This window comes from Sediminibacillus massiliensis (assembly GCF_900156915.1).
GTDB lineage: Bacteria > Bacillota > Bacilli > Bacillales > Amphibacillaceae > Sediminibacillus_A > Sediminibacillus_A massiliensis.
This window is the reverse complement of the sequence record NZ_LT732535.1, coordinates 590,073-613,462: the sequence shown is the minus strand read 5'-3', so window position 1 is coordinate 613,462 and position 23,390 is coordinate 590,073. Positions and strand designations below refer to the sequence as shown.

The 23,390-nt window shown below is 40.1% G+C and carries 28 protein-coding genes; 22 read left to right on the top strand and 6 right to left on the bottom strand.

Features of this window, described 5'->3' with window-relative positions; translation table 11 throughout:
• Positions 1-153 precede the first annotated feature (153 nt).
• The 3 genes from CZ434_RS03830 to CZ434_RS03820 all read left to right on the top strand — a co-directional run bounded on the left by CZ434_RS03830 (position 154) and on the right by CZ434_RS03820 (position 2,778).
• Complete coding sequence (locus CZ434_RS03830; RefSeq protein WP_077621885.1) at positions 154-549, top strand: MerR family transcriptional regulator; 396 nt, start codon at positions 154-156, stop codon at positions 547-549.
• A gap of 22 nt (positions 550-571) precedes the next feature.
• Positions 572-1,906 (top strand): type I glutamate--ammonia ligase, encoded by a 1,335-nt coding sequence (gene glnA, locus CZ434_RS03825; RefSeq protein WP_077621884.1) that lies wholly within the window; start codon positions 572-574, stop codon positions 1,904-1,906.
• 110 nt (positions 1,907-2,016) lie between these two features.
• Positions 2,017-2,778, top strand: a complete 762-nt coding sequence (locus CZ434_RS03820) for a nucleotidyltransferase domain-containing protein (RefSeq protein ID WP_077621883.1) — start codon at positions 2,017-2,019, stop codon at positions 2,776-2,778.
• A gap of 33 nt (positions 2,779-2,811) precedes the next feature.
• Here CZ434_RS03820 and CZ434_RS03815 read toward each other — a convergent pair whose 3' ends face one another.
• Entirely contained in the window at positions 2,812-2,931 is a 120-nt protein-coding gene (locus tag CZ434_RS03815) for a biofilm-forming protein (RefSeq protein ID WP_077621882.1), read from the bottom strand.
• A 212-nt stretch (positions 2,932-3,143) separates the two neighbouring features.
• The gene (gene lexA, locus CZ434_RS03810) at positions 3,144-3,767 is read right to left on the bottom strand and encodes a transcriptional repressor LexA (protein ID WP_077621881.1); all 624 of its coding nucleotides are present in this window, start codon (positions 3,765-3,767) and stop codon (positions 3,144-3,146) included.
• 304 nt (positions 3,768-4,071) lie between these two features.
• On the opposite strand from lexA, the gene CZ434_RS03805 reads away from it, so the two are divergent.
• The 9 genes from CZ434_RS03805 (at position 4,072) to CZ434_RS03765 (ending at position 10,502) form a co-directional block, all read left to right on the top strand.
• Positions 4,072-4,740 (top strand): YneB family resolvase-like protein, encoded by a 669-nt coding sequence (locus CZ434_RS03805; RefSeq protein ID WP_077625060.1) that lies wholly within the window; start codon positions 4,072-4,074, stop codon positions 4,738-4,740.
• 161 nt (positions 4,741-4,901) lie between these two features.
• Positions 4,902-5,138 carry a DUF896 domain-containing protein gene (locus CZ434_RS03800; RefSeq protein WP_077621880.1) on the top strand — a complete coding sequence of 79 codons (237 nt, stop codon included), beginning with the start codon at positions 4,902-4,904 and terminating at the stop codon, positions 5,136-5,138.
• Between the two features lie 143 nt (positions 5,139-5,281).
• Positions 5,282-7,291, top strand: a complete 2,010-nt coding sequence (gene tkt / locus CZ434_RS03795) for a transketolase (RefSeq protein ID WP_077621879.1) — start codon at positions 5,282-5,284, stop codon at positions 7,289-7,291.
• 155 nt (positions 7,292-7,446) lie between these two features.
• Entirely contained in the window at positions 7,447-7,905 is a 459-nt protein-coding gene (gene sirA / locus CZ434_RS03790; RefSeq protein WP_179107163.1) for a sporulation inhibitor of replication protein SirA, read from the top strand.
• A gap of 45 nt (positions 7,906-7,950) precedes the next feature.
• Positions 7,951-8,172 carry a YneF family protein gene (locus CZ434_RS03785; RefSeq protein WP_077621877.1) on the top strand — a complete coding sequence of 74 codons (222 nt, stop codon included), beginning with the start codon at positions 7,951-7,953 and terminating at the stop codon, positions 8,170-8,172.
• A gap of 257 nt (positions 8,173-8,429) precedes the next feature.
• Complete coding sequence (locus CZ434_RS03780; RefSeq protein ID WP_077621876.1) at positions 8,430-9,134, top strand: cytochrome c biogenesis CcdA family protein; 705 nt, start codon at positions 8,430-8,432, stop codon at positions 9,132-9,134.
• Between the two features lie 63 nt (positions 9,135-9,197).
• The gene (locus CZ434_RS03775) at positions 9,198-9,623 is read left to right on the top strand and encodes a Na(+)/H(+) antiporter subunit B (protein WP_077621875.1); all 426 of its coding nucleotides are present in this window, start codon (positions 9,198-9,200) and stop codon (positions 9,621-9,623) included.
• 12 nt (positions 9,624-9,635) lie between these two features.
• The gene (locus CZ434_RS03770) at positions 9,636-9,995 is read left to right on the top strand and encodes a response regulator (protein ID WP_077621874.1); all 360 of its coding nucleotides are present in this window, start codon (positions 9,636-9,638) and stop codon (positions 9,993-9,995) included.
• Between the two features lie 33 nt (positions 9,996-10,028).
• Positions 10,029-10,502, top strand: coding sequence for a CcdC family protein (locus CZ434_RS03765; protein ID WP_077621873.1), 474 nt, complete (start codon positions 10,029-10,031; stop codon positions 10,500-10,502).
• Between the two features lie 68 nt (positions 10,503-10,570).
• Here CZ434_RS03765 and CZ434_RS03760 read toward each other — a convergent pair whose 3' ends face one another.
• Complete coding sequence (locus tag CZ434_RS03760) at positions 10,571-10,996, bottom strand: DUF2621 family protein (protein WP_077621872.1); 426 nt, start codon at positions 10,994-10,996, stop codon at positions 10,571-10,573.
• A 338-nt stretch (positions 10,997-11,334) separates the two neighbouring features.
• Here CZ434_RS03760 and CZ434_RS03755 point away from each other — a divergent pair, with 338 nt between their 5' ends.
• The 10 genes from CZ434_RS03755 to rsgA all read left to right on the top strand — a co-directional run bounded on the left by CZ434_RS03755 (position 11,335) and on the right by rsgA (position 21,438).
• Complete coding sequence (locus CZ434_RS03755) at positions 11,335-12,477, top strand: ATP-binding protein (RefSeq protein ID WP_077621871.1); 1,143 nt, start codon at positions 11,335-11,337, stop codon at positions 12,475-12,477.
• A 291-nt stretch (positions 12,478-12,768) separates the two neighbouring features.
• Entirely contained in the window at positions 12,769-15,477 is a 2,709-nt protein-coding gene (acnA, locus tag CZ434_RS03750; protein WP_077621870.1) for an aconitate hydratase AcnA, read from the top strand.
• A 191-nt stretch (positions 15,478-15,668) separates the two neighbouring features.
• Positions 15,669-16,238 (top strand): redoxin domain-containing protein, encoded by a 570-nt coding sequence (locus CZ434_RS03745; protein ID WP_245830918.1) that lies wholly within the window; start codon positions 15,669-15,671, stop codon positions 16,236-16,238.
• 75 nt (positions 16,239-16,313) lie between these two features.
• A complete protein-coding gene (locus CZ434_RS03740) occupies positions 16,314-16,442 on the top strand; it encodes an FbpB family small basic protein (RefSeq protein WP_143262116.1) in 129 nt (42 codons plus the stop codon).
• 109 nt (positions 16,443-16,551) lie between these two features.
• Entirely contained in the window at positions 16,552-16,695 is a 144-nt protein-coding gene (locus tag CZ434_RS03735; RefSeq protein WP_077621868.1) for an acid-soluble spore protein N, read from the top strand.
• A 4-nt stretch (positions 16,696-16,699) separates the two neighbouring features.
• Positions 16,700-16,942, top strand: a complete 243-nt coding sequence (gene tlp, locus CZ434_RS03730; RefSeq protein WP_425442004.1) for a small acid-soluble spore protein Tlp — start codon at positions 16,700-16,702, stop codon at positions 16,940-16,942.
• A 122-nt stretch (positions 16,943-17,064) separates the two neighbouring features.
• Positions 17,065-19,371: an AAA family ATPase gene (locus CZ434_RS03725; protein WP_342745655.1), complete on the top strand. Its 2,307-nt coding sequence runs from the start codon at positions 17,065-17,067 to the stop codon at positions 19,369-19,371.
• Positions 19,368-19,793, top strand: a complete 426-nt coding sequence (locus CZ434_RS03720) for an acyl-CoA thioesterase (protein WP_077621866.1) — start codon at positions 19,368-19,370, stop codon at positions 19,791-19,793. Before CZ434_RS03725 ends, CZ434_RS03720 begins: the two co-directional genes overlap by 4 nt.
• A 2-nt stretch (positions 19,794-19,795) precedes the next feature.
• Positions 19,796-20,098 (top strand): hypothetical protein, encoded by a 303-nt coding sequence (locus CZ434_RS03715; protein ID WP_077621865.1) that lies wholly within the window; start codon positions 19,796-19,798, stop codon positions 20,096-20,098.
• Between the two features lie 272 nt (positions 20,099-20,370).
• Positions 20,371-21,438 (top strand): ribosome small subunit-dependent GTPase A, encoded by a 1,068-nt coding sequence (gene rsgA / locus CZ434_RS03710; RefSeq protein WP_077621864.1) that lies wholly within the window; start codon positions 20,371-20,373, stop codon positions 21,436-21,438.
• Positions 21,439-21,487: 49 nt separating this feature from the next.
• Here rsgA and yidD read toward each other — a convergent pair whose 3' ends face one another.
• The 3 genes from yidD to plsY all read right to left on the bottom strand — a co-directional run bounded on the left by yidD (position 21,488) and on the right by plsY (position 23,341).
• Positions 21,488-21,718: a membrane protein insertion efficiency factor YidD gene (yidD, locus tag CZ434_RS03705; protein ID WP_077621863.1), complete on the bottom strand. Its 231-nt coding sequence runs from the start codon at positions 21,716-21,718 to the stop codon at positions 21,488-21,490.
• A 1-nt stretch (position 21,719) separates the two neighbouring features.
• Positions 21,720-22,658 carry a GTP cyclohydrolase FolE2 gene (gene folE2 / locus CZ434_RS03700; protein WP_077621862.1) on the bottom strand — a complete coding sequence of 313 codons (939 nt, stop codon included), beginning with the start codon at positions 22,656-22,658 and terminating at the stop codon, positions 21,720-21,722.
• Between the two features lie 101 nt (positions 22,659-22,759).
• Entirely contained in the window at positions 22,760-23,341 is a 582-nt protein-coding gene (plsY, locus tag CZ434_RS03695) for a glycerol-3-phosphate 1-O-acyltransferase PlsY (RefSeq protein ID WP_077621861.1), read from the bottom strand.
• Positions 23,342-23,390 lie beyond the last annotated feature (49 nt).

Sequence of the window (23,390 nt, the reverse complement as noted above, 5' to 3'; positions counted from 1 at the left end):
GATCAGAGTACTGCTTTTGATTTTGTGTATATATTTAGAAAATTTTATTTTTTTATAAAATTTTTTATGTAAAGAAAGCTTACACGTATTGACAATTATCTTTCGGATTGTATAATTGGAGTATGGAAAAGTTAATAGGGAAGGGGTTATTAAATGAGTGACTTAGACAGAAGGTCGATGCCCTTATTTTCCATTGGTATTGTAAAATCACTGACGGATTTGACCGCAAGACAAATTCGTTACTACGAAGAACATAACCTAGTTCATCCTGCCCGCACAAATGGCAATCAACGATTATTTTCTTTTAATGATGTAGATCGGTTGTTAGAGATTAAAGAACTCATTGAAAAAGGAATCAATCTTGCCGGTATAAAGCAAGTGTTGAATATAAAAGACTTGCCGAAAACACAAGAACTGGATGAAGGAGAGAAAGCCCCTGAGCTTTCCGATAAGGAGCTTAGAAAGATGCTTCAGAAGGAACTTTATAGTAATGGGCGCTTAGGTAAAACTTCGTTACGCCAGGGAGAATTATCACGATTCTTCCATTAAAATACAGAAGGAGAGGAAAAAAATGGCAAAATTCACTAGAGAAGAGATCATTCAAAAAATCAAGGAAGAAGACGTAAAATTCATCCGTCTACAGTTCACTGATATGTTGGGGACTATTAAAAATGTTGAGATTCCTCTTAGTCAGCTGGATAAAGCTTTGGACAATGAAATGATGTTTGACGGTTCTTCGATTGAAGGATTCGTACGTATCGAAGAATCGGATATGAAATTATATCCTGATTTGGACACTTTCGTAGTCTTCCCATGGACATCTGAAAAAGGAAAAGTAGCGCGATTCATTTGTGATATTTACAATCCTGATGGAACACCATTTGAAGGAGATCCCCGTTATAACCTCAAACGCAATTTGAAAAAAATGGAAGAGTTGGGTTTTTCTGCGTTTAATATTGGAACAGAGCCTGAATTCTTCTTGTTTAAATTGGATGAAAAAGGTGAACCTTCTTTGGAATTGAACGATAAAGGCGGTTACTTCGATTTAGCACCGACTGATCTAGGTGAAAATTGCCGACGCGATATTGTGCTCGAACTAGAAGAAATGGGCTTTGAAATCGAAGCGTCCCACCATGAGGTAGCACCTGGACAGCACGAAATCGATTTTAAATATTCAGATGCCTTGAAACATTGTGATGACATTCAAACTTTCAAACTGGTCGTAAAAACAATCGCCAGAAAGCACGGACTGCATGCAACGTTTATGCCGAAACCGTTATTCGGTGTTAATGGTTCTGGAATGCATTCTAATATGTCATTGTTTAAAGACGGCAAAAACATGTTTTTCGATGAAAATGGTGAACTTCAACTAAGTGAGGCTGCATACCAATTTATCGCTGGTATTATCAAACACGCAACAAACTTCACGGCAGTAACAAACCCGACTATCAATTCTTACAAGCGATTGGTACCCGGATATGAAGCTCCATGTTATGTGGCGTGGTCTGGATTGAATAGAAGCCCACTAATTCGGGTTCCTTCTTCCAGAGGTCTAAGCACTCGTATTGAAGTGCGCAGTGTTGACCCTGCTGCAAATCCATACATGGCAATGTCAGTGATGCTTGCTGCTGGCCTGGATGGAATTGAAAGTAAGATGGAAGCACCGACTGCAGTAGATCGTAACATCTATGTGATGGACAAAGCGGAAAGAGAAGCAAACGGTGTCCAAGATCTTCCTGCTACGTTGAGCGATGCAGTTGAATTACTAAAACAAGACGAAGTAATTGTCGGAGCGCTTGGCGAACATCTTTTCGAACATTTTGTTGAAGCTAAAGAAATCGAATGGGATATGTTCCGTACACAAGTTCATCCTTGGGAGCGCGAGCAATACTTATCAACTTATTAATCTATTAAACCCTTGGCGCATAGGCGCTGAGGGTTTTTTGTTTTCCGATTTTTATGGATGGAAAGTAGAATTTGATTTTGTGATTCTAATTATAGAAAGGTGGATTAACATTGGAGTTATTCAAAGAAGCAGATGAAGGTTGGCTTAAAGAAAGAACGATCTTGCTCGCTCGGGCTGGCAGCTATGCACATGGCACACAAATAGAAGGATCCGATAAAGATTACAAAGGGATTTGCATACCTCCGGAAGAGTATTATTTAGGATTGAATGCATTTAATGAATTCAATAATAGCGGCGGAAGAAATTTCAAAAACACAATCGTTGACTTGGATATCAGCATAACCCACCTCAATAAGTTTGTGAAAGACGCGATGTTAGGTGTGCCCAATAATATAGAATTATTATTTGTCCGGCCTGAAGATTGGCTTATAATAACGGATCTGGGCCGAAAATTGATCAAACACAGGCAGTTGTTTTTATCTAAATTAATCGAAAAAAAATTTGGTGGATATGCAAAATCGCAAGTGAAAAAAATGATCTCACTGACTGGGACCGAAAAAACAACCGAGGAGTCATCCGTTATCGCCGATTATGATACCAAGCTATTTATGACAAGTATTCGGCTGCTTACCAGCGCCATCGAAATATTGGAAACAGGTACCTACATTACATACAGGGGAAACAGGGATTTGTTACTTGACTGCCGTCAAGGAAAATATTCGTTTAACGAGGCTTTGGATATGATAGAAGATTATGAAAGGCGATTGAAATTGGCATTAGAGGAGACCGAACTTCCAGACCGGCCGGATTATCAAAAAGTAAATCGGCTATTGATTGATTTGAATGTTGATGGTTTAGGCTTGAAGAGATAAACAAATAAAAACAGGAGCCTGGGGCTCCTGTTTTTATTTGTGATTTTTTTTACCAGCTTTTTTGGGGTTGTCGACTTTGAAAGCTGTCTCTGACTCGTGGTCTTTTTGAACTTGTTCGATGCTTGAATCCTGGATCCCTTTCTTTTTGGACATTGATAAGCCTCCCTGTAACTAAATTTACTGCATTCAGTATTTTGCCAGGAAAGATGATTTCTCATTCTGCAAAAAACAACAAAATGAACATTTATAGAGAAGGTGTAAAACTGTAGAGGGAGAAGCTTGAAATGGATAAACCAATAGCACACGAAAATCCGCAACACAAACAAATCGGTCCTAAAAAAAGTCCCGCACTGAGGCGGGACTTTTTAATGAATATGTCGATATAACCCTACTACCTTGCCGAGAATGGACACATTCTCCAGTAATATCGGATCCATTGTAGCGTTTTCCGGTTGCAGTCTAATATGATCACTTTCTTTAAAGAACCGTTTGACGGTTGCTTCCCCTTCCTCTGTCATCGCGACGACAATCTCTCCATTAAGAGCTGTTTGCTGTTGTTTTACAATTACCATATCCCCATCTAAAATGCCTGCCTCAATCATACTCTCTCCTTCAATGACGAGGACAAAAATGTTTTCATCAGCATTGGCAATTGTATTTGGCAGCGGTACGTATTCTTCAATATTTTCAACAGCGGTTATTGGGATACCGGCCGTTACTTTACCGATAACAGGCGCGAATGTTGCTTCTCCTGTAGGAATGTTTTCCGTTTCTTCCAAATTCATTACTTCAATTGCCCTTGGTTTGGTGGGATCTCTTCTTATATAACCTTTTTTTTCGAGCCGGGACAAGTGGCCATGGACTGTGGAACTCGAAGCAAGTCCCACAGCTTCGCCTATTTCCCTGACAGAAGGGGGATAACCTTTATCGACGACTTGTTCTTTTATATATTCTAGTATTGCTTGCTGCCTTTTTGATAGTTTTGTCATTAAAGTAACACCTCGGACATAGTATTTATTGTAAATAGTATAGCATGTCTACCATAAATATACAAACATCCGTTCGAAGAAAAGAGTTGACAAGAACCTATGTTCGTATATAATGGTAATTACCGCAGCGAACATTAGTTCTTATGCACGGGATAGGAGGGAAATAATATGTTTCATAAATTATCAAAAGTAGATATCTTTTATTTCATCTTATTTGTATTGACTTTAGGTTTCATGTACTATTCTATGGTCACAGTATAATTGACAATTCGTTCGTAAAAAGGATGTTTTATGTTTGGATAATTTGAAGTCAAAGAAAGCTATTATATATTGCAGGGTAAGTACAACGAAAGACGAACAAGCAAGTTCTCTGGAAAGGCAACGTGAAGAGTTGGAACGGTTAGCTGATAACAAAGACATGGAAATCGTCAAAGTGATCGAGGAAAAAGAAAGTGGCTACGAAATTGAGAGGGAAGGCGTATTTTCTATGTTGGAGTTATTTGCCAGTAACGAGGCGGAATGTCTGCTGATCCAGGACGAAACGAGGCTTGGAAGAGGGAACACAAAGATTGCGTTATTCCACCAGTTGAATAAATTGAACATTGCGGTTTACACCCTTACAGACTCAGATGAATTTAAACTGTCAGAATCTGATTCCATGCTGCTTCAGATTGTTGGAATTGTAGAAGAATATCAACGTAGAATACATAACTTGAAAATTAAAAGGGGTATGAAAAAAGCGATAGAAAAGGGGTTCAATCCGGGTGACAACCTTAAACACCAGAATCAGGGTACAGGCAGGGAACGGATTGAATTTCCGATAGATGAAGTTGTTCGACTAAGACAAAACAACCTCACTTTCGAAGAAATTGCTGCCACCTTAAGAGGATTGGGCTACTCGGTATCCAAAGCAACCGTTCACAGAAGATATAGAGAGTATGTTTCACTTGAATCGCCAGCAAATGAAGGTTAATATAAAGGAAAAAGACAAGATCCTGGTTGGAGCTTGTTTTTTTATGTTTAAGAAATGAATGGATAAAGCAGGATAAAGGCATGGCTTAATTGGAATAATTTATAGATAAATGCAAATCCGCAGCCGGTGACCGTGGCATCTTATATAGAAGGAGAATGATTATGCTTTCAAAAGAAAAGTTGGATCGAATAAATGTTCTTGCCAAGAAGGCAAAAGATGATGGACTGAATTTGAAAGAACAGAAAGAACAAAAAGAACTAAGGGAAGAATACCTGAAAAATGTGAGAAAGTCTTTTAAAAACCAGTTCAAGAGCATGAAAGTCGTCGATCCGGAAGGAAACGATGTGACCCCGAAAAAAGTTCAGGAATTGAAGGACAGAGAAAGAAACAACCATTGATAAAACGAAAACATAATTGCAAGAAACAAGTGACCGATGAGATTCTTTTTACATCCTTTGTTTAATACTTGTTTCTTGTTTGTTTTCATTATACCATAGTAGTTATGAAACACATTATTGCTGAAAGGGGATACATAGTAAATATGGTAAATAAAACAGAAAAATTATCAATCAATACAATCCGCACACTATCAATAGATGCGATTGAAAATGCGAATTCCGGCCACCCTGGTCTTCCGATGGGGGCTGCCCCAATGGCTTATACGCTTTGGACAGACTTTATGACGCATAATCCGAAAAATTCCCATTGGTTTAATAGAGATCGGTTTGTTCTCTCTGCGGGTCACGGTTCTATGTTACTGTACAGCCTCCTTCATTTATCTGGCTACAACGTAACAATCGATGACCTAAAAGGATTCCGTCAGTGGGGATCGAAAACACCTGGTCATCCAGAAGTACACCACACAGATGGTGTGGAAGCGACAACAGGCCCGCTTGGTCAGGGGATTGCTATGTCTGTCGGTATGGCTATGGCTGAAAAGCATCTCGCCGCTAAATATAACAAAGAAAATTATCCTGTCGTAGACCACCATACATATGCCATTTGCAGTGATGGTGATTTGATGGAAGGTATTTCACACGAAGCCGCATCATTGGCAGGCCATTTGAAACTTGGTAAATTGATTGCACTGTATGACTCCAATGATATTTCCCTCGATGGGGAATTAAACCGTTCTTTCTCTGAAAATGTAGAGGAAAGATTCAAAGCGTATGGATGGCAGGTAATCCGTGTAGAGGACGGAAATGATGTTTCATCTATCAGGGAAGCTATCAAAGAAGCAAAAGAGAACACTGACCAGCCAACATTGATTGAAGTCAAGACGGTCATTGGCTTCGGTTCTCCTAATAAATCCGGTTCTGCAGCTTCCCATGGAGCTCCTTTGGGTGCGGATGAGATAACCTTGACCAAAGAAGCTTATGAGTGGGAACATGAAGATTTTCATGTGCCGGATGAAGTTTATAAAGATTTCAATCACAAAATTGTTGAACAGGGCCAAAGAGCCGAAGAAGAATGGAATGCCCTGTTTGATTCTTACAAAGAGGCTTATCCAGAATTAAGTGATGAACTGACTAAAGCGATAAATGGCGAACTACCTGAGAACTGGGATAAAGAACTCCCTGTATATGAGCCGGAAAAAGACAGATTGGCTACACGCGCATCATCTGGGGAAGTAATTAATGCTATTGCCGAAAAAGTTCCTAATTTCTTCGGTGGAAGCGCTGATTTGGCTGGTTCAAACAAAACGACAGTTAAAGGTGCGGGCGATTTCTCCAGAGACGATTACGCTGGCAGGAATATCTGGTTCGGTGTTCGCGAATTTGCCATGGGTGCTGCATTGAACGGAATGGCATTGCACGGCGGACTGAAAGTTTATGCTGGTACTTTCTTTGTCTTCAGTGACTATGTGAGACCAGCAGTAAGGCTTTCAGCGATTATGGATCTCCCTGTAACCTATGTGTTCACCCATGATTCGATTGCAGTAGGAGAGGACGGCCCAACTCACGAGCCAATCGAACAACTGGCTTCTCTAAGAGCTATGCCTAATCTTTCTGTTATCAGACCGGCAGATGGCAATGAAACACAAGCTGCGTGGAGACTGTCTTTAGAATCGACTAAAACTCCAACAGCACTTGTATTGACTCGTCAAGGATTGCCGACTCTAGAAAGCACGAAAGAAAACGCCTATGAAGGTGTCAAAAGAGGTGCATACACAGTAAGCCCTTCTGAAGCAGAGACACCTGATGCATTGCTATTAGCTTCCGGTTCTGAAGTTCAACTTGCCGTAAAAGCTCAAAAAGAATTGAAGAACAAGGGCTATGACGTAAGTGTTGTCAGCATGCCTTCTTGGGATAGGTTTAAGAACCAGGATAAGGGATACCAGGAAAAAGTCCTGCCTTCTTCTGTTAAAAAGCGTCTGGCAATTGAAATGGCTTCTCCATTCGGTTGGGAAAGATTTACCGGCGATGAAGGGAAAATTCTTGGAATCGACACATTCGGTGCTTCAGCAGACGGTGAAAAAGTAATGGCGGAATACGGCTTCACTGTGGAAAATGTGGTTAGCTTGACAGAATCGTTGTTTGAAAACAAGTAGAAACTAATATACCCTTGGCCTTGTTTGAGGTCAAGGGTATTTCTGCGTTCACCGAATCATTCGACAAAACTCGCTGTCATTCTTTCCGGGGTTTGACAATGTTATCAGAAAATTTCGGGTATAATAGCTCTAAGAAAATAAAGGAGGACGAGCAGGTGCTCTATTATTCTATCTATTGGATCAAGGAAGAAGTTTCCCTTCAGTACTTTTACCGGTCAGATATCCTCTATCGTTTTCTTTCTGAATGCAACATGTACCCCGACAAAACAGATATGATGAAACAATTCGAATACATTACACATCCAATTCCGGCAAAACAGTTAGTAGGACATATTATTAAATGCCAAGCTAAAGGTGTTGAGTCAGTCACCGACGGCAGACGGTTAAAATTGGCCGGAAAAGAACAATCGCTTGAGTTATTTACTGCCGGTAGATTTCTGCATGGAAACTGCGGAACAATGGATGAAGCTGAAACGTTAGTATTTCAGCCGCTCAGATTATTTGACCGCAACTTTTTTGTGATAGAAAATGAAACAGGCAAGTTTGGCTGGATTTCCCCTGTGACTAAAAGAAATCATACTTTAAATCCTCAACTATTGTATTCTTTCCATTGATTTACTATACTGTATGAGAGACAACATGAAGGAGGAAAGCGTTACATGGGCACGATTTGGGTTGTATTGATAGCCATAGTAGCATTAATTGCTGGTGTTGCTCTTGGGTTCTTCATCGCTAGAAAGTACATGATGAGCTACCTTAAGAAAAACCCACCAATTAATGAACAAATGCTTCGCACATTAATGATGCAAATGGGACAGAAACCTTCCCAGAAAAAGATTAATCAAATGATGCGTGCAATGAATAATCAACAAACGAAATAATATGGATAAGTAGAGAGCATTTTTGGAGAAATGCTCTTTTATAAGATATGAGAACACATTCTTATCTTTTATTATTCATTGAGTTGATATTTTAGAAAAATGTTGGAATAATTGTACTTAATCACAAAGATCAAATCCCTTGTCCAGTAAAACGGCAGGGGATTTGTCTATGTTTGAAAAATATTCATGAGCCTGTCACATTGGATTTGGATGTTAGTATGCTAAAATAGTCCTTGTCTAAGGAAAGGAGGAAAAACATGTCCGAGTTGAATATATTTCTGGCATTTGGTGCCGGATTTTTATCGTTCATTTCGCCCTGTGTGCTTCCGTTGTATCCGGCTTTTTTGTCCTACATTACCGGTATGAGTGTAAATGATATAAAAGAAGAAAATGCGATGTTGAATGTTAAAAGCATAGTCCACACTATTTTGTTTTTGATTGGATTTTCCAGCATATTCTTGGTTTTAGGATTTACGACATCTTTTTTTGCCGAATTCCTTCTTGCATGGCAGGATGCAATCAGACAAATTGGTGCCATACTCATAGTGTTTTTTGGTTTGGTTATTATAGGAGTACTGAATTTTGATTTTTTGATGAAAGACAGAAAGATCGTATTCAAGAACAGGCCGAGTGGTTACATAGGTTCTTTTATTATCGGAATGGCATTTTCGATGGGGTGGACGCCATGTACCGGTCCGATTTTGGCAGCTGTCATTTCTCTATCTGCAGAGAGCCCAGAGTCCGGATTTATTATGATGAGTGCATACTCCCTTGGATTTTCCTTGCCATTTTTGATACTTTCTTTCTTTATAGGGAAGATGAAATGGATCAAGAGGAATGGCCCCCGCTTAGTTAAATTCGGAGGCTATGTAATGATTTTCATGGGTGTTGCTTTGTTCTTTGACTGGATGACAAAGCTGACGTCATTTCTGGCCGGATGGTTTAACTTCTACGGGTTCTAGGAAATGAATTTCAGCCAACTTTGTATTATGATAGAAGCAAGATATATGTAAAGGAGTATTTTTATGACTAGGACAAATGACTTAATCCTTCGAACGGCGACTAGTTTGCTTGCCTTCATATTATTCGGGTTTTCCATTTACCTTTTCTTTGCCGGTCACAGTTCCCCGGGTGGTGGATTCATCGGTGGTTTGATGACTGCAGCTGCCATTGTGCTTATGTATATGGCGTACGGCTATGATACAATGGAAAAAGTAATCCCAGTAAACTTTCGAATGTTGACTCCGGCCGGTCTGTTGATAGCCGTTACCACCGGTATAGGCTCTTTCATTTTCGGGCAGCCCTTTTTGAGCCACACGTTTACGTATGTGCACCTCCCGGTATTGGGAGAAATGGAGCTGGCGACAGCTGTTCTATTCGATCTTGGTGTTTATTTAACTGTCGTCGGTATCACAATGACAATCATCCTTTCTATTGCAGAGGATCGATGACCGGAGGAAGCGATGGCAAAAGTTTTAATCGTCGATGATGCCGTATTTTCAAGAAAGACACTTATAGCCATGCTCAAAAAAGGAAATCATGAAGTAATAGGCGAAGCGGATGATGGCAGACAGGCTATTGAAAAATACAGGGAATTGTCACCTGATATGGTGATTTTGGATATCACCATGCCTGTCTTAAATGGCATGGCAGCTTTGGAAGAAATAATGAAAACAGACAATAATGCAAGAGTGATTATGTGTTCTGCAACAGCGCAACAAAAATTAGTCGTAAAGGCAATCGAATTGGGTGCTAAAGACTTTATTGTCAAACCCTTCGATGAAACAAGAGTGTTAGAAGCGGTAAACCGTGTATCTATATAATTTCCTATTAGAATTATTGGAAGAGTTGATATTATGTTAATAACGGCATCTTCAATATTGGCTGTAATAATGGCCATATGTATGATTTTTATAAGAATGAAGGCATCCAAAAAACCGGCCAGTACCCGTAAAATCATCCTGCCTCCATTATTTATGAGCACGGGCGCTTTGATGTTTCTTTCACCTGTATTTCACGTTTCATGGAGTCAGGTTTTGGAAGCAGTCAGTGTAGGGGTTTTATTTTCTTTTTTCTTGATAAAAACTTCCAATTTCGAAGTGAAGGACAATCGTATTTATTTGATACCTTCTAAAGCATTTGTGTTCATCTTGTTCGCACTGTTAATTTTGCGGATCATTCTTAAAGTCCTTCTAGGAAGAACGGTTTCCTTTGGGGAAACCAGCGGTATGTTTTTCTTGCTTGCTTTGGGAATGATTGTTTCCTGGCGGATCGCCATGTTGTTTAAATACAAAAAATTGGAAAAAGAAATCCACCAAACATCTATATAAAAAAACTGTTCCACATACTGCCAATGATTTGGGTTAGGCAGATGCTTATGGAACAGTTTTTTTATGTCTTATTCAAAGAGACTAGCATACGGTGTTATATCTATTTTTTTCTCATTCAGTTTCTTCTTCAGGAATTTATGGTCACGTTTGGGAGTAGCCAGAATGTACCCTTCGATCAGGATATCTTCTGTTATTTTTTTTCTTTTTTTTTCGATGGCTAGTTCGCCGATTTTTCCTGCTATTTTTTGTTTCGCTATATCCCTGAACAATTCCGGAACGGGTGAGACCAAATCTTCCAGCAATGACAGTTCTTTTTTTCCCCACATGTGTCTGGTCCGCTCGACATAGTACTCTTCCCAATCCAAAATCGATTTTCCATCTTCCTTTGGCAATCTTTTTAAAAATTTGCGAAACATGAAAAATCCGCCGATACCCATGAAAATGACAAGGATAAATACCCATATAACGATAAATAAAGCAAAACCACCTGACACAACAGATCACCATTCCTTCTATTATTCTTCCAATATTATACCAGATTCCATGCTTTGTTTTGCAGAAAAAGCAGGAAGATAAGTTTTATTTTGCGGATTTTTATAGTAATATTACTAATAATTGTAACAAGTATTCAATTAATGATTCAAAATGGCATATTTTTCTTTAATATTACATATTATCAACTATCGATACTTAAGTTGTTTTCATCGACATTATAAGAGCATTGCGGCAAAAAGACAATATAATCGTTACCACCTAAATGGATAATAGTTGATTGTTATAAAAATGTTACGATAATATGAAATTAGGTCGGTATATAAATAGGGGGATGGGCATGGATTCGGAACAAAGTAACAAAGATACCATAAACAATTGCAATACAAAAACGAAATGTAAAGCCTCTGACCATTATAACGAAGTCACGGACTTTGTACTTGCCAAGTTACCTGAAAATATGCTGAATTGGATTGAAGTCAATGGTTATGATTTGATCACAATCTGTGACCTTAAAGGGTATCTGCTTTATGTATCGAACTCAGTTCAGAAGATTCTGGGCTATGATGCGAAAGAACTTATCGGAACCAAAGCTATGGATTATCTTTCACCATATGATCAGGAAATGTTGTCGGTCAAACTAAGGAATGCCGATGTTGAAAACCAGAAATGCCATCTTAGCATCCGGAACAGTTACGGGAAATACATATGGGTGGAATCCGTCATCGGCAGACTGTATGATCAGGAAAATGATATCGATCTGCTGGTCGGGGTAACCAAAGACATGCAGGATAAAAAAGAAGCAGAAGAGATGATGATCAGATCTGAAAAGATGTCTGTAGCGGGACAGTTAGCGGCAGGAGTTGCGCACGAAATCAGGAACCCTCTTACCTCCATAAAGGGCTTCTTGCAATTGCTGCAGGCAGGAATCGACCGTAAACAAGAATATTATAAAATAATGGTCGAAGAAATCGAAAAAATAGAAACAATCACATCTGAACTTCTTTTCATCTCCAAACCAATGACAGAAGCCCGGAAGTTGGAACGCTTGTCCGATATGTTGAATGATGTCATCTTATTGTTGCGGTCACAAGCTAAATTAAGCAATATTGAAATACACTTAGAATTAGAGGATGATCAGTATATTTTTTGCGACCGGTCACAAATAAAGCAGGTTTTTATAAACCTTATCAAAAATGCTGTCGAAGCAATGGAAGACGGAGGGAATATTGTTGTTCGCTCAGCCACCAGAGAGTCTGTGTGTGTGATCGACATTATCGATGAGGGACCTGGCATTCCGGAAAGTATTTTACATAAATTAAAAGAACCTTTTTTCACTACCAAGAAAACAGGAACAGGGCTGGGTTTGATGATTTCCAACCAAATCATCGAGAAACACAAAGGAAATCTTGAGATACTGAGGAATCCGGAAAAAGGAAGTACTTTCCGCATCGTGATACCTTGTTCAGCACATCAGTTTTAACGCCCGGCCGGTTAAGGAGTTCTTGCAGTCTAAGAATCTCCTTATTTTATTGTGTTCTCTTTTTGCTGTGAAGCGAAATCCATCTGTCTATCATTGTCCGATGAAAATTCTAAAAATTTTTATAAGTGAAAGGATTTTACTAGGAAATCTTTTCGAAACATTTTACTTATAAACCGATTTCATTTAAAATGAATAGGTGGAAATATACAAAGATAATTTGTCGAAGGTTGGAAACAGGGGAGTGGAGTAACCTGTCGACGTCGAGAATCTAAAGGGGGTAACGTTAATCTTATGGCAAAAAATGACATTTACAATGCGAAAAAACAATTCGAACTTAACGGTAAGAAGTATAACTACTACCAATTAAAAGCCTTGGAAGATGCAGGATTGGGCGATATTTCCCGTCTACCATTCTCCATTCGTATTTTACTAGAATCATTGGTAAGACAGCATGATGGATTTGTCATCAAGGATGAACATGTAGAAGGACTTGCTAAATGGGGAAATGTGAAGGGGAAAGATGTACCTTTCAAGCCTTCCCGAGTAATCTTGCAGGATTTCACAGGAGTTCCAGCTGTAGTTGACTTGGCGTCTCTTCGGAAAGCAATGGTAGATCTTGGTGGTACACCAGATAAGATCAATCCTGAGGTTCCGGTGGATTTGGTTATAGACCATTCTGTCCAAGTAGATAAATATGGGACTTCCGATGCGCTCAAGGCAAACATGGAACTGGAATTTGAGCGGAATATAGAACGCTATGAATTTTTGAACTGGGCCCAAAAAGCATTCGACAACTATCGTGCAGTTCCGCCCGCAACTGGAATTGTTCACCAGGTAAACTTGGAATACTTGGCTAATGTAGTTCATTCAATCGAGAATGAAAACGGAGAATATGACGCTTTTCCTGATACTTTGGTCGGTACAGACTCACATACTACGATGATCAACGGTCTTGGTGTCTTAGGCTGGGGCGTCGGTGGTATCGAAGCTGAAGCAGGAATGCTCGGACAACCTTCTTACTTCCCGGCCCCTGAAGTGATCGGTGTTAAATTTACTGGAAGTTTTCCAAATGGAACTACAGCCACTGACCTTGCTCTGAAAGTTACTCAAGTACTGCGGGGTCGAAATGTGGTGGGTAAATTTGTCGAATACTTTGGACCGGGCTTAAAAGATATGCCACTGGCCGACCGTGCCACTATTTCGAACATGGCACCGGAATATGGAGCTACTTGTGGTTTCTTCCCGGTAGATGAAGAATCACTTAATTATCTTCGTCTCACGGGTCGAAGTGAAGAGCAAATTGAACTTGTCGAAAAGTATTGCAAGGAGAATAACTTATGGTATTCTTCTGACCAGCCGGACCCTGAGTTCACTGAATTGGTGGAAATTGACCTTTCCGAATTGGAACCTAATTTATCCGGACCTAAGCGTCCTCAAGATTTGATTCCATTGTCCGATATGAAAGAGTCATTCAATCAGGCCGTTACGGCGCCTGCAGGTAACCAAGGTTTCGGTTTGGACAAAAATGAGTTTGATAAAGAAGTGAAAATCGACCATCCAAGCGGTAAGTCCTCCGTAATGAAAACTGGAGCAGTGGCTATTGCTGCTATCACATCCTGTACAAATACATCCAATCCATATGTTATGTTGGGTGCAGGATTGTTGGCCAAAAAAGCTGTCGATAAAGGTTTGGAAGTACCAGCCTATGTTAAGACATCGTTGGCCCCTGGTTCAAAAGTCGTTACCCGCTATCTGGAAGATTCTGGTTTGATGACTTATTTGGACCAGTTAGGTTTTAACCTCGTTGGTTATGGATGTACGACATGTATTGGTAACTCGGGACCTCTTTCTCCTGAAATCGAGGAAGCAATCGCGGATAACGACCTTACTGTTTCTTCCGTTCTTTCTGGTAACAGGAACTTTGAAGGGCGTATTCATCCGTTGGTTAAAGCCAATTATCTTGCCTCTCCTCCGTTGGTTGTGGCTTATGCGTTGGCTGGGACTGTTGATGTCGACCTCAAAAATGATCCAATCGGCAAAGACAAAGATGGAAATGATGTTTTCTTCAATGATATTTGGCCATCAATTGATGAAATAAAACAAGAAGTTGCCAATGTAGTAACGCCTGAAATCTTCCGTAAGGAGTATGAGCAGGTATTTGAGTCAAATGAAAAATGGAATGAAATCGAAACGACTGATCAACCTTTGTATAAGTGGGATTCTGAATCTACTTACATTCAAAACCCACCGTTCTTCGAAGGTCTATCCAAAGAAGCGAGTGAAGTTAAACCATTAAACGGCCTCCGTGCAATCGGGAAATTCGGTGACTCGGTAACAACCGACCATATTTCTCCTGCTGGGGCAATAGCTAAGGATATGCCAGCCGGTAAATACTTGCAAGCAAAAGACGTGTCCCCGCGTAATTTCAATTCGTACGGATCTCGTCGAGGTAACCACGAAGTGATGATGAGAGGTACGTTTGCGAACATCCGTATTCGTAATCTGCTGGCTCCCGGCACTGAAGGTGGTTATACAACTTACTGGCCGACAGAGGAAGTCATGCCTATCTATGATGCTGCAATGAAATACCAACAAGATAACACTGGTCTCATTGTAATGGCAGGTAAAGATTATGGTATGGGAAGTTCTCGCGACTGGGCTGCTAAAGGTACCAACCTGCTTGGAATAAAGACAGTCATTGCCGAGAGCTTTGAGCGAATCCACCGTTCGAACCTTGTTATGATGGGTGTACTACCACTTCAATTCCAAAATGGCGAAAGCGCTGATTCACTGGGTCTTACCGGAAAAGAATCATTCAGTGTAGAAATCGATGAGTCGGTAAAACCTCATGACCTTGTAAGTGTGACTGCAACTGATGAAGACGGCAATGAAACAACTTTTAAAGCAATTGCCAGATTCGACAGTGAAGTCGAGATCGATTACTATCGTCATGGTGGCATTTTGCAAATGGTGCTCAGAAACAAGTTGGAAATGAATTAATACGATAAATTAAGAGTGGCCCGATTTTCCGGGCTGCTTTTTTTATTTGAGGCTATTTTGCCCATTTTTTATAACTTTACATCTCAGACAAATATAATTAGTATGTAATAAGGGCAGTCATGGAATGATAATCTTTACATAACTTGTTAATAGTCCCCTAACTATTAATATTTGTTAAGGATGTGGAAACATTGATAAAGCAGATAGCAGCTAGTTTATTCTTACTGAGTTTAATCGTGGTTTTTATATATAACGTTAAAGAAGACAACAGCAAAGGTACCGAAGTTCAATCGGAAGCGGAAAGCGCTTATATGGTGGCACCCAATGCAGAAGAGGGATTGAAAGCAGGTCAGACTGCACCTGATTTTAAACTTGAAGGCTTGAATGGCGACTCTTTTCACCTTTCGGATTTAAGGGGGAAGAAGGTAATTATCAATTTCTGGGCAACTTGGTGTGGCCCATGTGAAGAAGAAATGCCTTCCATCCAGAAGGTTGAAGAAAAGTATAAAGGTGAAGTGGAGATTTTAGCTGTAAATGCAACTAATACCGAACTTGGCGGTATAAACAAGGTCAAGGAATTTGTTAATCGTGGAAGATTCACCTTTGATGTCCTTTTGGATAATGAAGCCGAAGTAACAGAGAGTTATCGTGTATTAAATATACCCACCACTTACTTTATTGATAGAGATGGTATTATTAGTGAAGTGATATCGGGACCGATGACCCTGGATTATATGGAAGAAACTTTGCAGAAAATGTAAAAAGGCTTATATTTTTCTGAAAAATGGTAATCCTTTTATTAATAGACGAGTGAAAAGGAGAGGGTTATCATTTCTTTGCGGAAAAAAAAGTCTTTAGAAGATCTTATCAAGGAAAACAGGGATCAAATCCTTCAGGATAGCAGCCTGCTTGAACAAATCGAAGAGAGAATGGAACAAAAATGGAATGCAAAAAAAAGCAACTGATTGTTGCTTTTTTTTGTGCCCGAATAAAAAGACTCCAAGTATTGCTAGCATAGGCCGTGTGGGTGAAGCAAATAATATTCTTACATCCTGATTAGAAAGGGGATGCAGCATGGGCAATCCGAAAAGAGATAGTAAACACTTCCGGCCAAGGCACCTAGGTACACAATCCTTGGATGCCGGGGGAAATAAAGGCAAGCAAATGCAGGTCAAAACAAACAAGCAGCCGAAGGTCATTCAAACAAAAGGTGAATAGGAGGTTGACATTTATGAGGGAACATAATACACAGCCAAATCCTGACAACCGTGAAGACAATGTAGAAAAACTTCAGGAAATGGTCCAAAATACCATCGAAAACCTTGAAGCATCCCATGACACAATGAAGTTTGCCTCTGGTGAAGAGAAAGAACAAATCAAAGCTAAGAACGCCCGCAGGGAAGAATCGATTCGTGGGCTGAGACAGGAAATCAAAGACGAATTTCGACACCAACAAGGACAATAGAAAGTGGAAAGGAGCCCGGCACTGGGGCTCCTTTTCGTTTGACAACAAAGCCTCAATGCACGTTAATCAACAATAATTACGGGCTGTGATAGAATATTTATGACAGAAAGGAGCGAAAATAGTTGGTAGCTGAAAACAATATCACTAATGAATTACGAGAGAAATTACAGTCATGGTCAACTATTGATGAATCTCCTCCGATAATGGAAGTAGAGGCCTTAAGATTTATCGATCAAGTACAGCATCATGATGCCTCTTTCGCGGAAATGGAAATAGCTCAATTATATAGCATAGTAGCGTTCTATCGATTAATGAGAAATTTCGATGATGATCAAATAGTGGAAAAATTATTGCGTGAAGCCGAAGCAGTTGGCGTTCAATCAAAAGTTTTGACTGAGTTAAATGATGTCAGGCAATTATTACAGCTGTATACTGATTTGGACAAAATCGATTTAAAAAATTGGGCGATGAGGGAAACCGATTTTGACCCTGCAAAGTTGAAAAAAACGCAAGACTTGTTAGCGAAAATCAAAGTTTTTTTATACGAAAAGGGTTACAACTCGGAAGATTTTCTTCGTCAGAACGTTCTTTCCGGCGCGGAAGAAATCAAACAAGAGCTTATTGAAAAATTGGTAGACCTTAGTGGAATGCTGGAAGAGACAGTGTTCGCTATTGAAAACAAGAAAAAAACGATACCTGTCACTTCATTAAACAGGGAAGTGAAAGATATATACCAACTTGGAATTGACTTGTATGAAAGTTTTCCGACAGCATTTAAAAAAACAGCAAAGCAGGATCCTCTTAAAACACTCGATGAGATGATAGGGCTGGAGGATGTGAAGCGTTATATCAATCAATATTACCATTATCTGAAATACCAAAAAGAACGACGGGAACTTGGTTTCAATATAATGGACGAACCAGGTCTGCATATGGTGATCAGTGGCAACCCCGGCACGGGTAAGACAACAATTGCAAGGCTATTATCCGCTATCTATCACGAGCTGGGACTATTGGAGACTGACCAGGTAACAGAAGTTAACCGTTCAAATCTAGTCGGGTCTTATGTCGGGCAAAGTGAGGAAAACACCATTGGCTATGTGAGGCAATCAGTGGGTGGCATATTGTTTATCGATGAAGCTTACAGTTTGAAAAGAGAAGGACAGACTGGTAATGACTATGGACAAGCGGTGATTGACACCCTGGTATCCAGCATGACCAGTAAAGAGCTCGCAGACAAATTCGCGGTCATTCTGGCAGGCTATCCGGAGGAAATGAGACAATTTCTCTGGTCGAATCCGGGTCTGCGAAGCCGATTTCCAGAACAAAACCATATTCACCTTCCGGATTTTCGTACAAGTGAACTACTCCAAATAGCAGAAAAAACGGCATTGGATAATGATTACTTTTTCACCAAAGAGGCACTGAACAAATTCGAGGATTTAATTGAACAGTCCCGTGTAGATGAGACCTTTGGAAATGCGAGAACTGTGAGAGACCTTGTTTTGAAGGCCATTTTCCACAAAGGGGCTTATAAAAGCAGGGGCACCGAGGAAAATTGGCTTGACCATATGAGAATAGAAGCAGGCGATCTTCACTTTGCTGACAAAGGGAATCAAAGCGAAGACCCGATCAAGCAACTTGATGATTTAATCGGCCTCGGAAACGTCAAGGAAGAAGTGAAGAAGTTATCATCGTTTGTTCAAGTTCAGCAGCAAAGAAAGCAGAATGGATTGCCGAATATCCCTGTTCAGATGCATGCTGTTTTTTCCGGAAACCCGGGAACAGGAAAGACGACAGTTGCGAATATATATTCCCAAATTCTGAATCATTGTGGCTTGCTGAAAAGAGGACATTTAGTTGTAGCTTCCAGAAGCGATTTGGTTGCCGGTTATGTAGGACAAACAGCTATTAAAACAAAGCAGAAGGTCCGGGAAGCTCTGGGAGGTGTGTTGTTCATTGATGAAGCATACTCCCTCTATCGTGGTGATAAAGATTTCGGGAAAGAAGCAATTGATACGCTAGTAGATGAAATGACTAAACATAATGAGAATTTAGTGGTCATCCTTGCAGGATACGAACAAGAGATGGAGCGATTTATTGAAAGCAATCCTGGGCTGGAATCCAGATTCAAAAAGTATTTTTTGTTTCGGGACTACCTACCGGAAGAGCTTGTCGAAATAACGAAGTTTCATCTGTCCAAATATCAATATGAAGCCGGCAATTCCGCTATCGAGTATTTACAGGAAAACTTCATGAAGCAAACAATCGAGGGGAATGCCAGGTTTATTGTCAATTTGGTCGATGAAGCAATACAATTCCAGGCATTGCGTATGATGAATGGACAGCCTGCAGATTTGCTCGATCAACAACTTATAAAACAGGATTTCCAACAAGCTTGGGATACTGTCAGGGGGAAGAAATCTTGAAGAAGTCAGTGAAGACAACAATAAAAGTAAGATACCAGGAAACAGACCAGATGGGGGTAGTATACCATGCTAATTATCTGGTTTGGTTTGAAATCGGGCGGACCGCTTTTATAGAAGAATTGGGATTCAAATATCATGAAATGGAACAACAGGGCGCTGTATCACCTGTAGTAGATGCGAATATCTCTTTTCACCATCCCATCCGTTACGGAGAAGATGCAGTAGTAGAGACTTGGATAAACACTTACGATGGATTACGAGTCGAATATGGATACCAAATTATAGACTTGAATGGCGAGGTAGCGGTTTCTGGTAATACGAAACATGTTGTCGTCAAAAAAGATAATTTTCGTCCGGTTTCCATTCGACGCGTATTTCCAGAGTGGCATGAAGCCTATTTGAAGGCTATGGGTGAAAAATAAACATGGCCTTTGGATTGAAAAGAGATGAACTAAGACAATGGAAAATGGATGTGGAGAACGGTGACATTGCTTTTCTCACCCACTACTGGATTGATAGTCGATTCCCCGGCTGTGATACTGTGACAAAAGTAGGCTGTAGCGATATAGAAAAATTGGCACTTTGGGGAAGCCACTATGGTTTGCTTCGAGAATGGATCCATTTGGATAAATGTTATCCCCACTTTGATTTGCTCGGAAACAGGCAGAAAGAAATCTTGATTGCAGAGGAGCAATGGAACCAACTTCACCGTTTTAAATTGGTATAGGATTTAATCCTTAACCATATATATTTGTTTACATTTTGTAAATTTAGCATATAATGATAGTAACAAATGACAAAGGAGGTATGTGCTATGGAAAAATCGAAAAGTGTTTTCAAAGATAATAATATAGCACTGCCTGTCGGATATCTTTGTACTTTCCTTTAAAATTGATCCATGGGCAGTGCTTGCCAACCATGGTTTCTTATTAAAATTGACTGCTGAAAAAGAGACTGTGTCATATAGTCTCTTTTTTTAGTGCCATAGGAGGAAGTACATTGGATTTAAAACAAATTGGTTTGAATGATCATTTTTCTTCGCTTGCGTCGGAGTATGGATCCACTGAAGTTGAGATAGGAAGAGTATGTACCGAATATAAAGGTTTATATCGGATTTTTACAGAAAATGGAGAAAGATTTGCTGAAATTTCCGGCAAGATGAGATACCAATCACAAGAACGTCGGGATTACCCTGCTGTCGGCGATTGGGTAATCTTCGAAACCGGCGGGGAAGAATCTAATGCAATTATTCAACATATTCTGCCTAGAAGGAGCAAGTTTTCGAGAAAAACTGCAGGAGAAACGACGGAAGAGCAGATTATTGCCACCAATATCGATACTGTCTTTCTGGTGAACGCTCTTAATTTGGATTTCAACCTCAGAAGAATAGAACGTTATTTGGTGCTGACATGGGAAAGTGGGGCAAAACCTGTCATCGTGTTAACAAAAAAAGACTTGTGTGAAGAAGTTGAAAGCAGGATTAAAGAAGTGGAAAGTGTAGCAATGGGAGTACCTGTTTATGCAGTAAGCTCTATCACAAACGAAGGATTTGGGGATTTGACGCAGCATTTAACGACAGGGCAAACAGTCGCACTTCTTGGCTCATCGGGAGCCGGGAAGTCCACTTTAGCCAACCGGTTGTCCGGGAAACAATCATTGGCTGTGCAAGAAGTAAGACATGGGGACGACAAAGGACGCCATACTACCACACATAGAGAGATGGTCTTATTGCCTGGCGGTGGTATATTAATCGACACTCCAGGTATGAGAGAGCTGCAATTGTGGGACAGCAATGAAGGCATTGTTGCTGGGTTTGACGATATTGAAGCGATATCGGAAGAGTGCCGGTTCAGAGACTGTTCACACGGATCAGAACCCGGTTGCGCTGTCCTGGCAGCTATAGAAAATGGCAGCCTCTCTCCTGAAAGGCTTTCCAACTATAAAAAGCTTCAGAAAGAACAAGCATATTTTGAACGGAAAGCTGATAAACGTGCTCAATTGCAGGAAAAGCAAAAGTGGAAGAAAATTGCGGGAGACAGAACGAGGTTCCACCGGCCAAAACATTAAAACCAAAAAGAAACGACCATTCGTATTTCTCGAAAGGTCGTTTCTTTTTTTAATTTGACTGCTTTTTCTTTTCCGGCACAGGGTCGAATCCGCCCGGATGAAAGGGGTGGCATTTCAATATTCTTGTAATGGTCAATATACCGCCTTTCCAAGTACCGAAGCGACGGAATGATTCCAACCCGTATTGAGAGCAAGTAGGATAAAATCGGCAAGTAGGCGGTTTGATGGGACTTATGACTTTCTGATAAATTTTTATCAGAAATATAAATATCCGAGTCATTTTAATGATTTCCAGTCTCTTTCCTTTTATCATAGGAAAGGGAAGCTACAGCATCGTGTAAATGAATGGATTCTTCATTTGTGCAGGAAATCGAAAATTTCTCGACAAAGGGCATTTCATAAAGATCCGCTGCTACCAATCTGACGATATCTTCCACAAATCTGGGATTTTCGAAGGCTTGCTCTGTAACCATTTTTTCATCTGGTCTTTTCAAAACGGGATGGATTCTGGCACTTGCATTACTCTCCGCAGCTTCCAGCAGTGCTGCTTTCCAGTCTGTTTCCGTTTCATCAAAATTCTCAGAAAGTACTACCGACATGGAAACAATCCCTCGCTGGTTATGGGCACTATATTCACTGATTTCCTTGGAACACGGGCAAAGTGTAGTGATTGTCCCTGATAAAGAAACTTCTACTTTGTGGCCCTTATTTATATCATAGGACACTTTCATCCCTGCATCCGCATGATTTAACCCGGCCATACCTGAAGAGGGAGCACTTCTTTCGAAGAACCAAGGGAAGGTGATCTCCATTTCCGCATTATGTTGGTTTAAACGCTCTGTAAGATCTTTGGTAAACTCTTTTAGCGTTTTAATATCTATTATATAGCCGTTGTTATAATATGCATCAAGTTGCTCGGTGAACCTGCTCATATTCGTACCCTTGCTTCCGCGGTCGATTTTTGATGTGAAGCGAAAGTTGGCAATAGTCGTTTGATTGACCGGTTTTAGACTGCTGATTATATTTATCGGATTTTTCACATTGGAAATACCGACTGCATCTATATCAAAAAGAAAATCTTTTTTTGAATTTTGCAAGTCTGCCATTTTTTCTTTGGTGACTGGCTTCGTTCTGGGCCCCGGAGCTACTGATCCAAACAATTTATGCCGTTCTTCTTTACTCGGCAGTTTTCTCTGCGGTTTAATATCCATTTTATTCATAGCTTTGACTCCTTTCAGCCTCTAGAGCTAACAAAAGTATATTAAAGGTGGCGATATTATTCAATCTTGAGCATCTGTGTTAACAGCCATCGCTATTCAGATTACATCCATGTTATCTTTGGTTCGGTTTTATTGATGATTCGTTTGATGTTGGCCCTGTGTCGGTAAAAAACAAAAATGGTCAATAAAGCTGTGACGATCAGCAGACCGGTTTCCCGGAAAGCAAAACTGACGATAACTGCGACAATACCTGTTATCATCGAAGATAGCGATACATACTTTGTCAAATACAGCGCAAGAAAGAAAGTTAATAGGATAATCAGGAATACTAGTGGGTTGGCTCCGAGGATTACCCCTCCAGAAGTTGCGACAGCCTTTCCTCCTTTGAATTTAGCGAAAACGGGATACATATGCCCGATGACCGCAAAAATTCCGATAACAATTGGATTGACATTTGCTGAAAAAAGGATCGGCAGAACAGTAGCCAAGGTTCCTTTCAGGATATCAGACAAAGTCACAAGCATTCCTGCTTTAAATCCAAGCACCCGGAAGGAATTAGTTCCACCCAGGTTCCCGCTGCCGTGTTCTCTGATATCGATTTTGTAACCGACCTTTCCGACTATTAATCCGAATGGTATGGAGCCAATCAGATAAGCTATAAGTGCAAAAATAATATAATTCATAAGCGAAAACTCCTTATCAGGATATGATACTGCTATGCGTATTTTATCA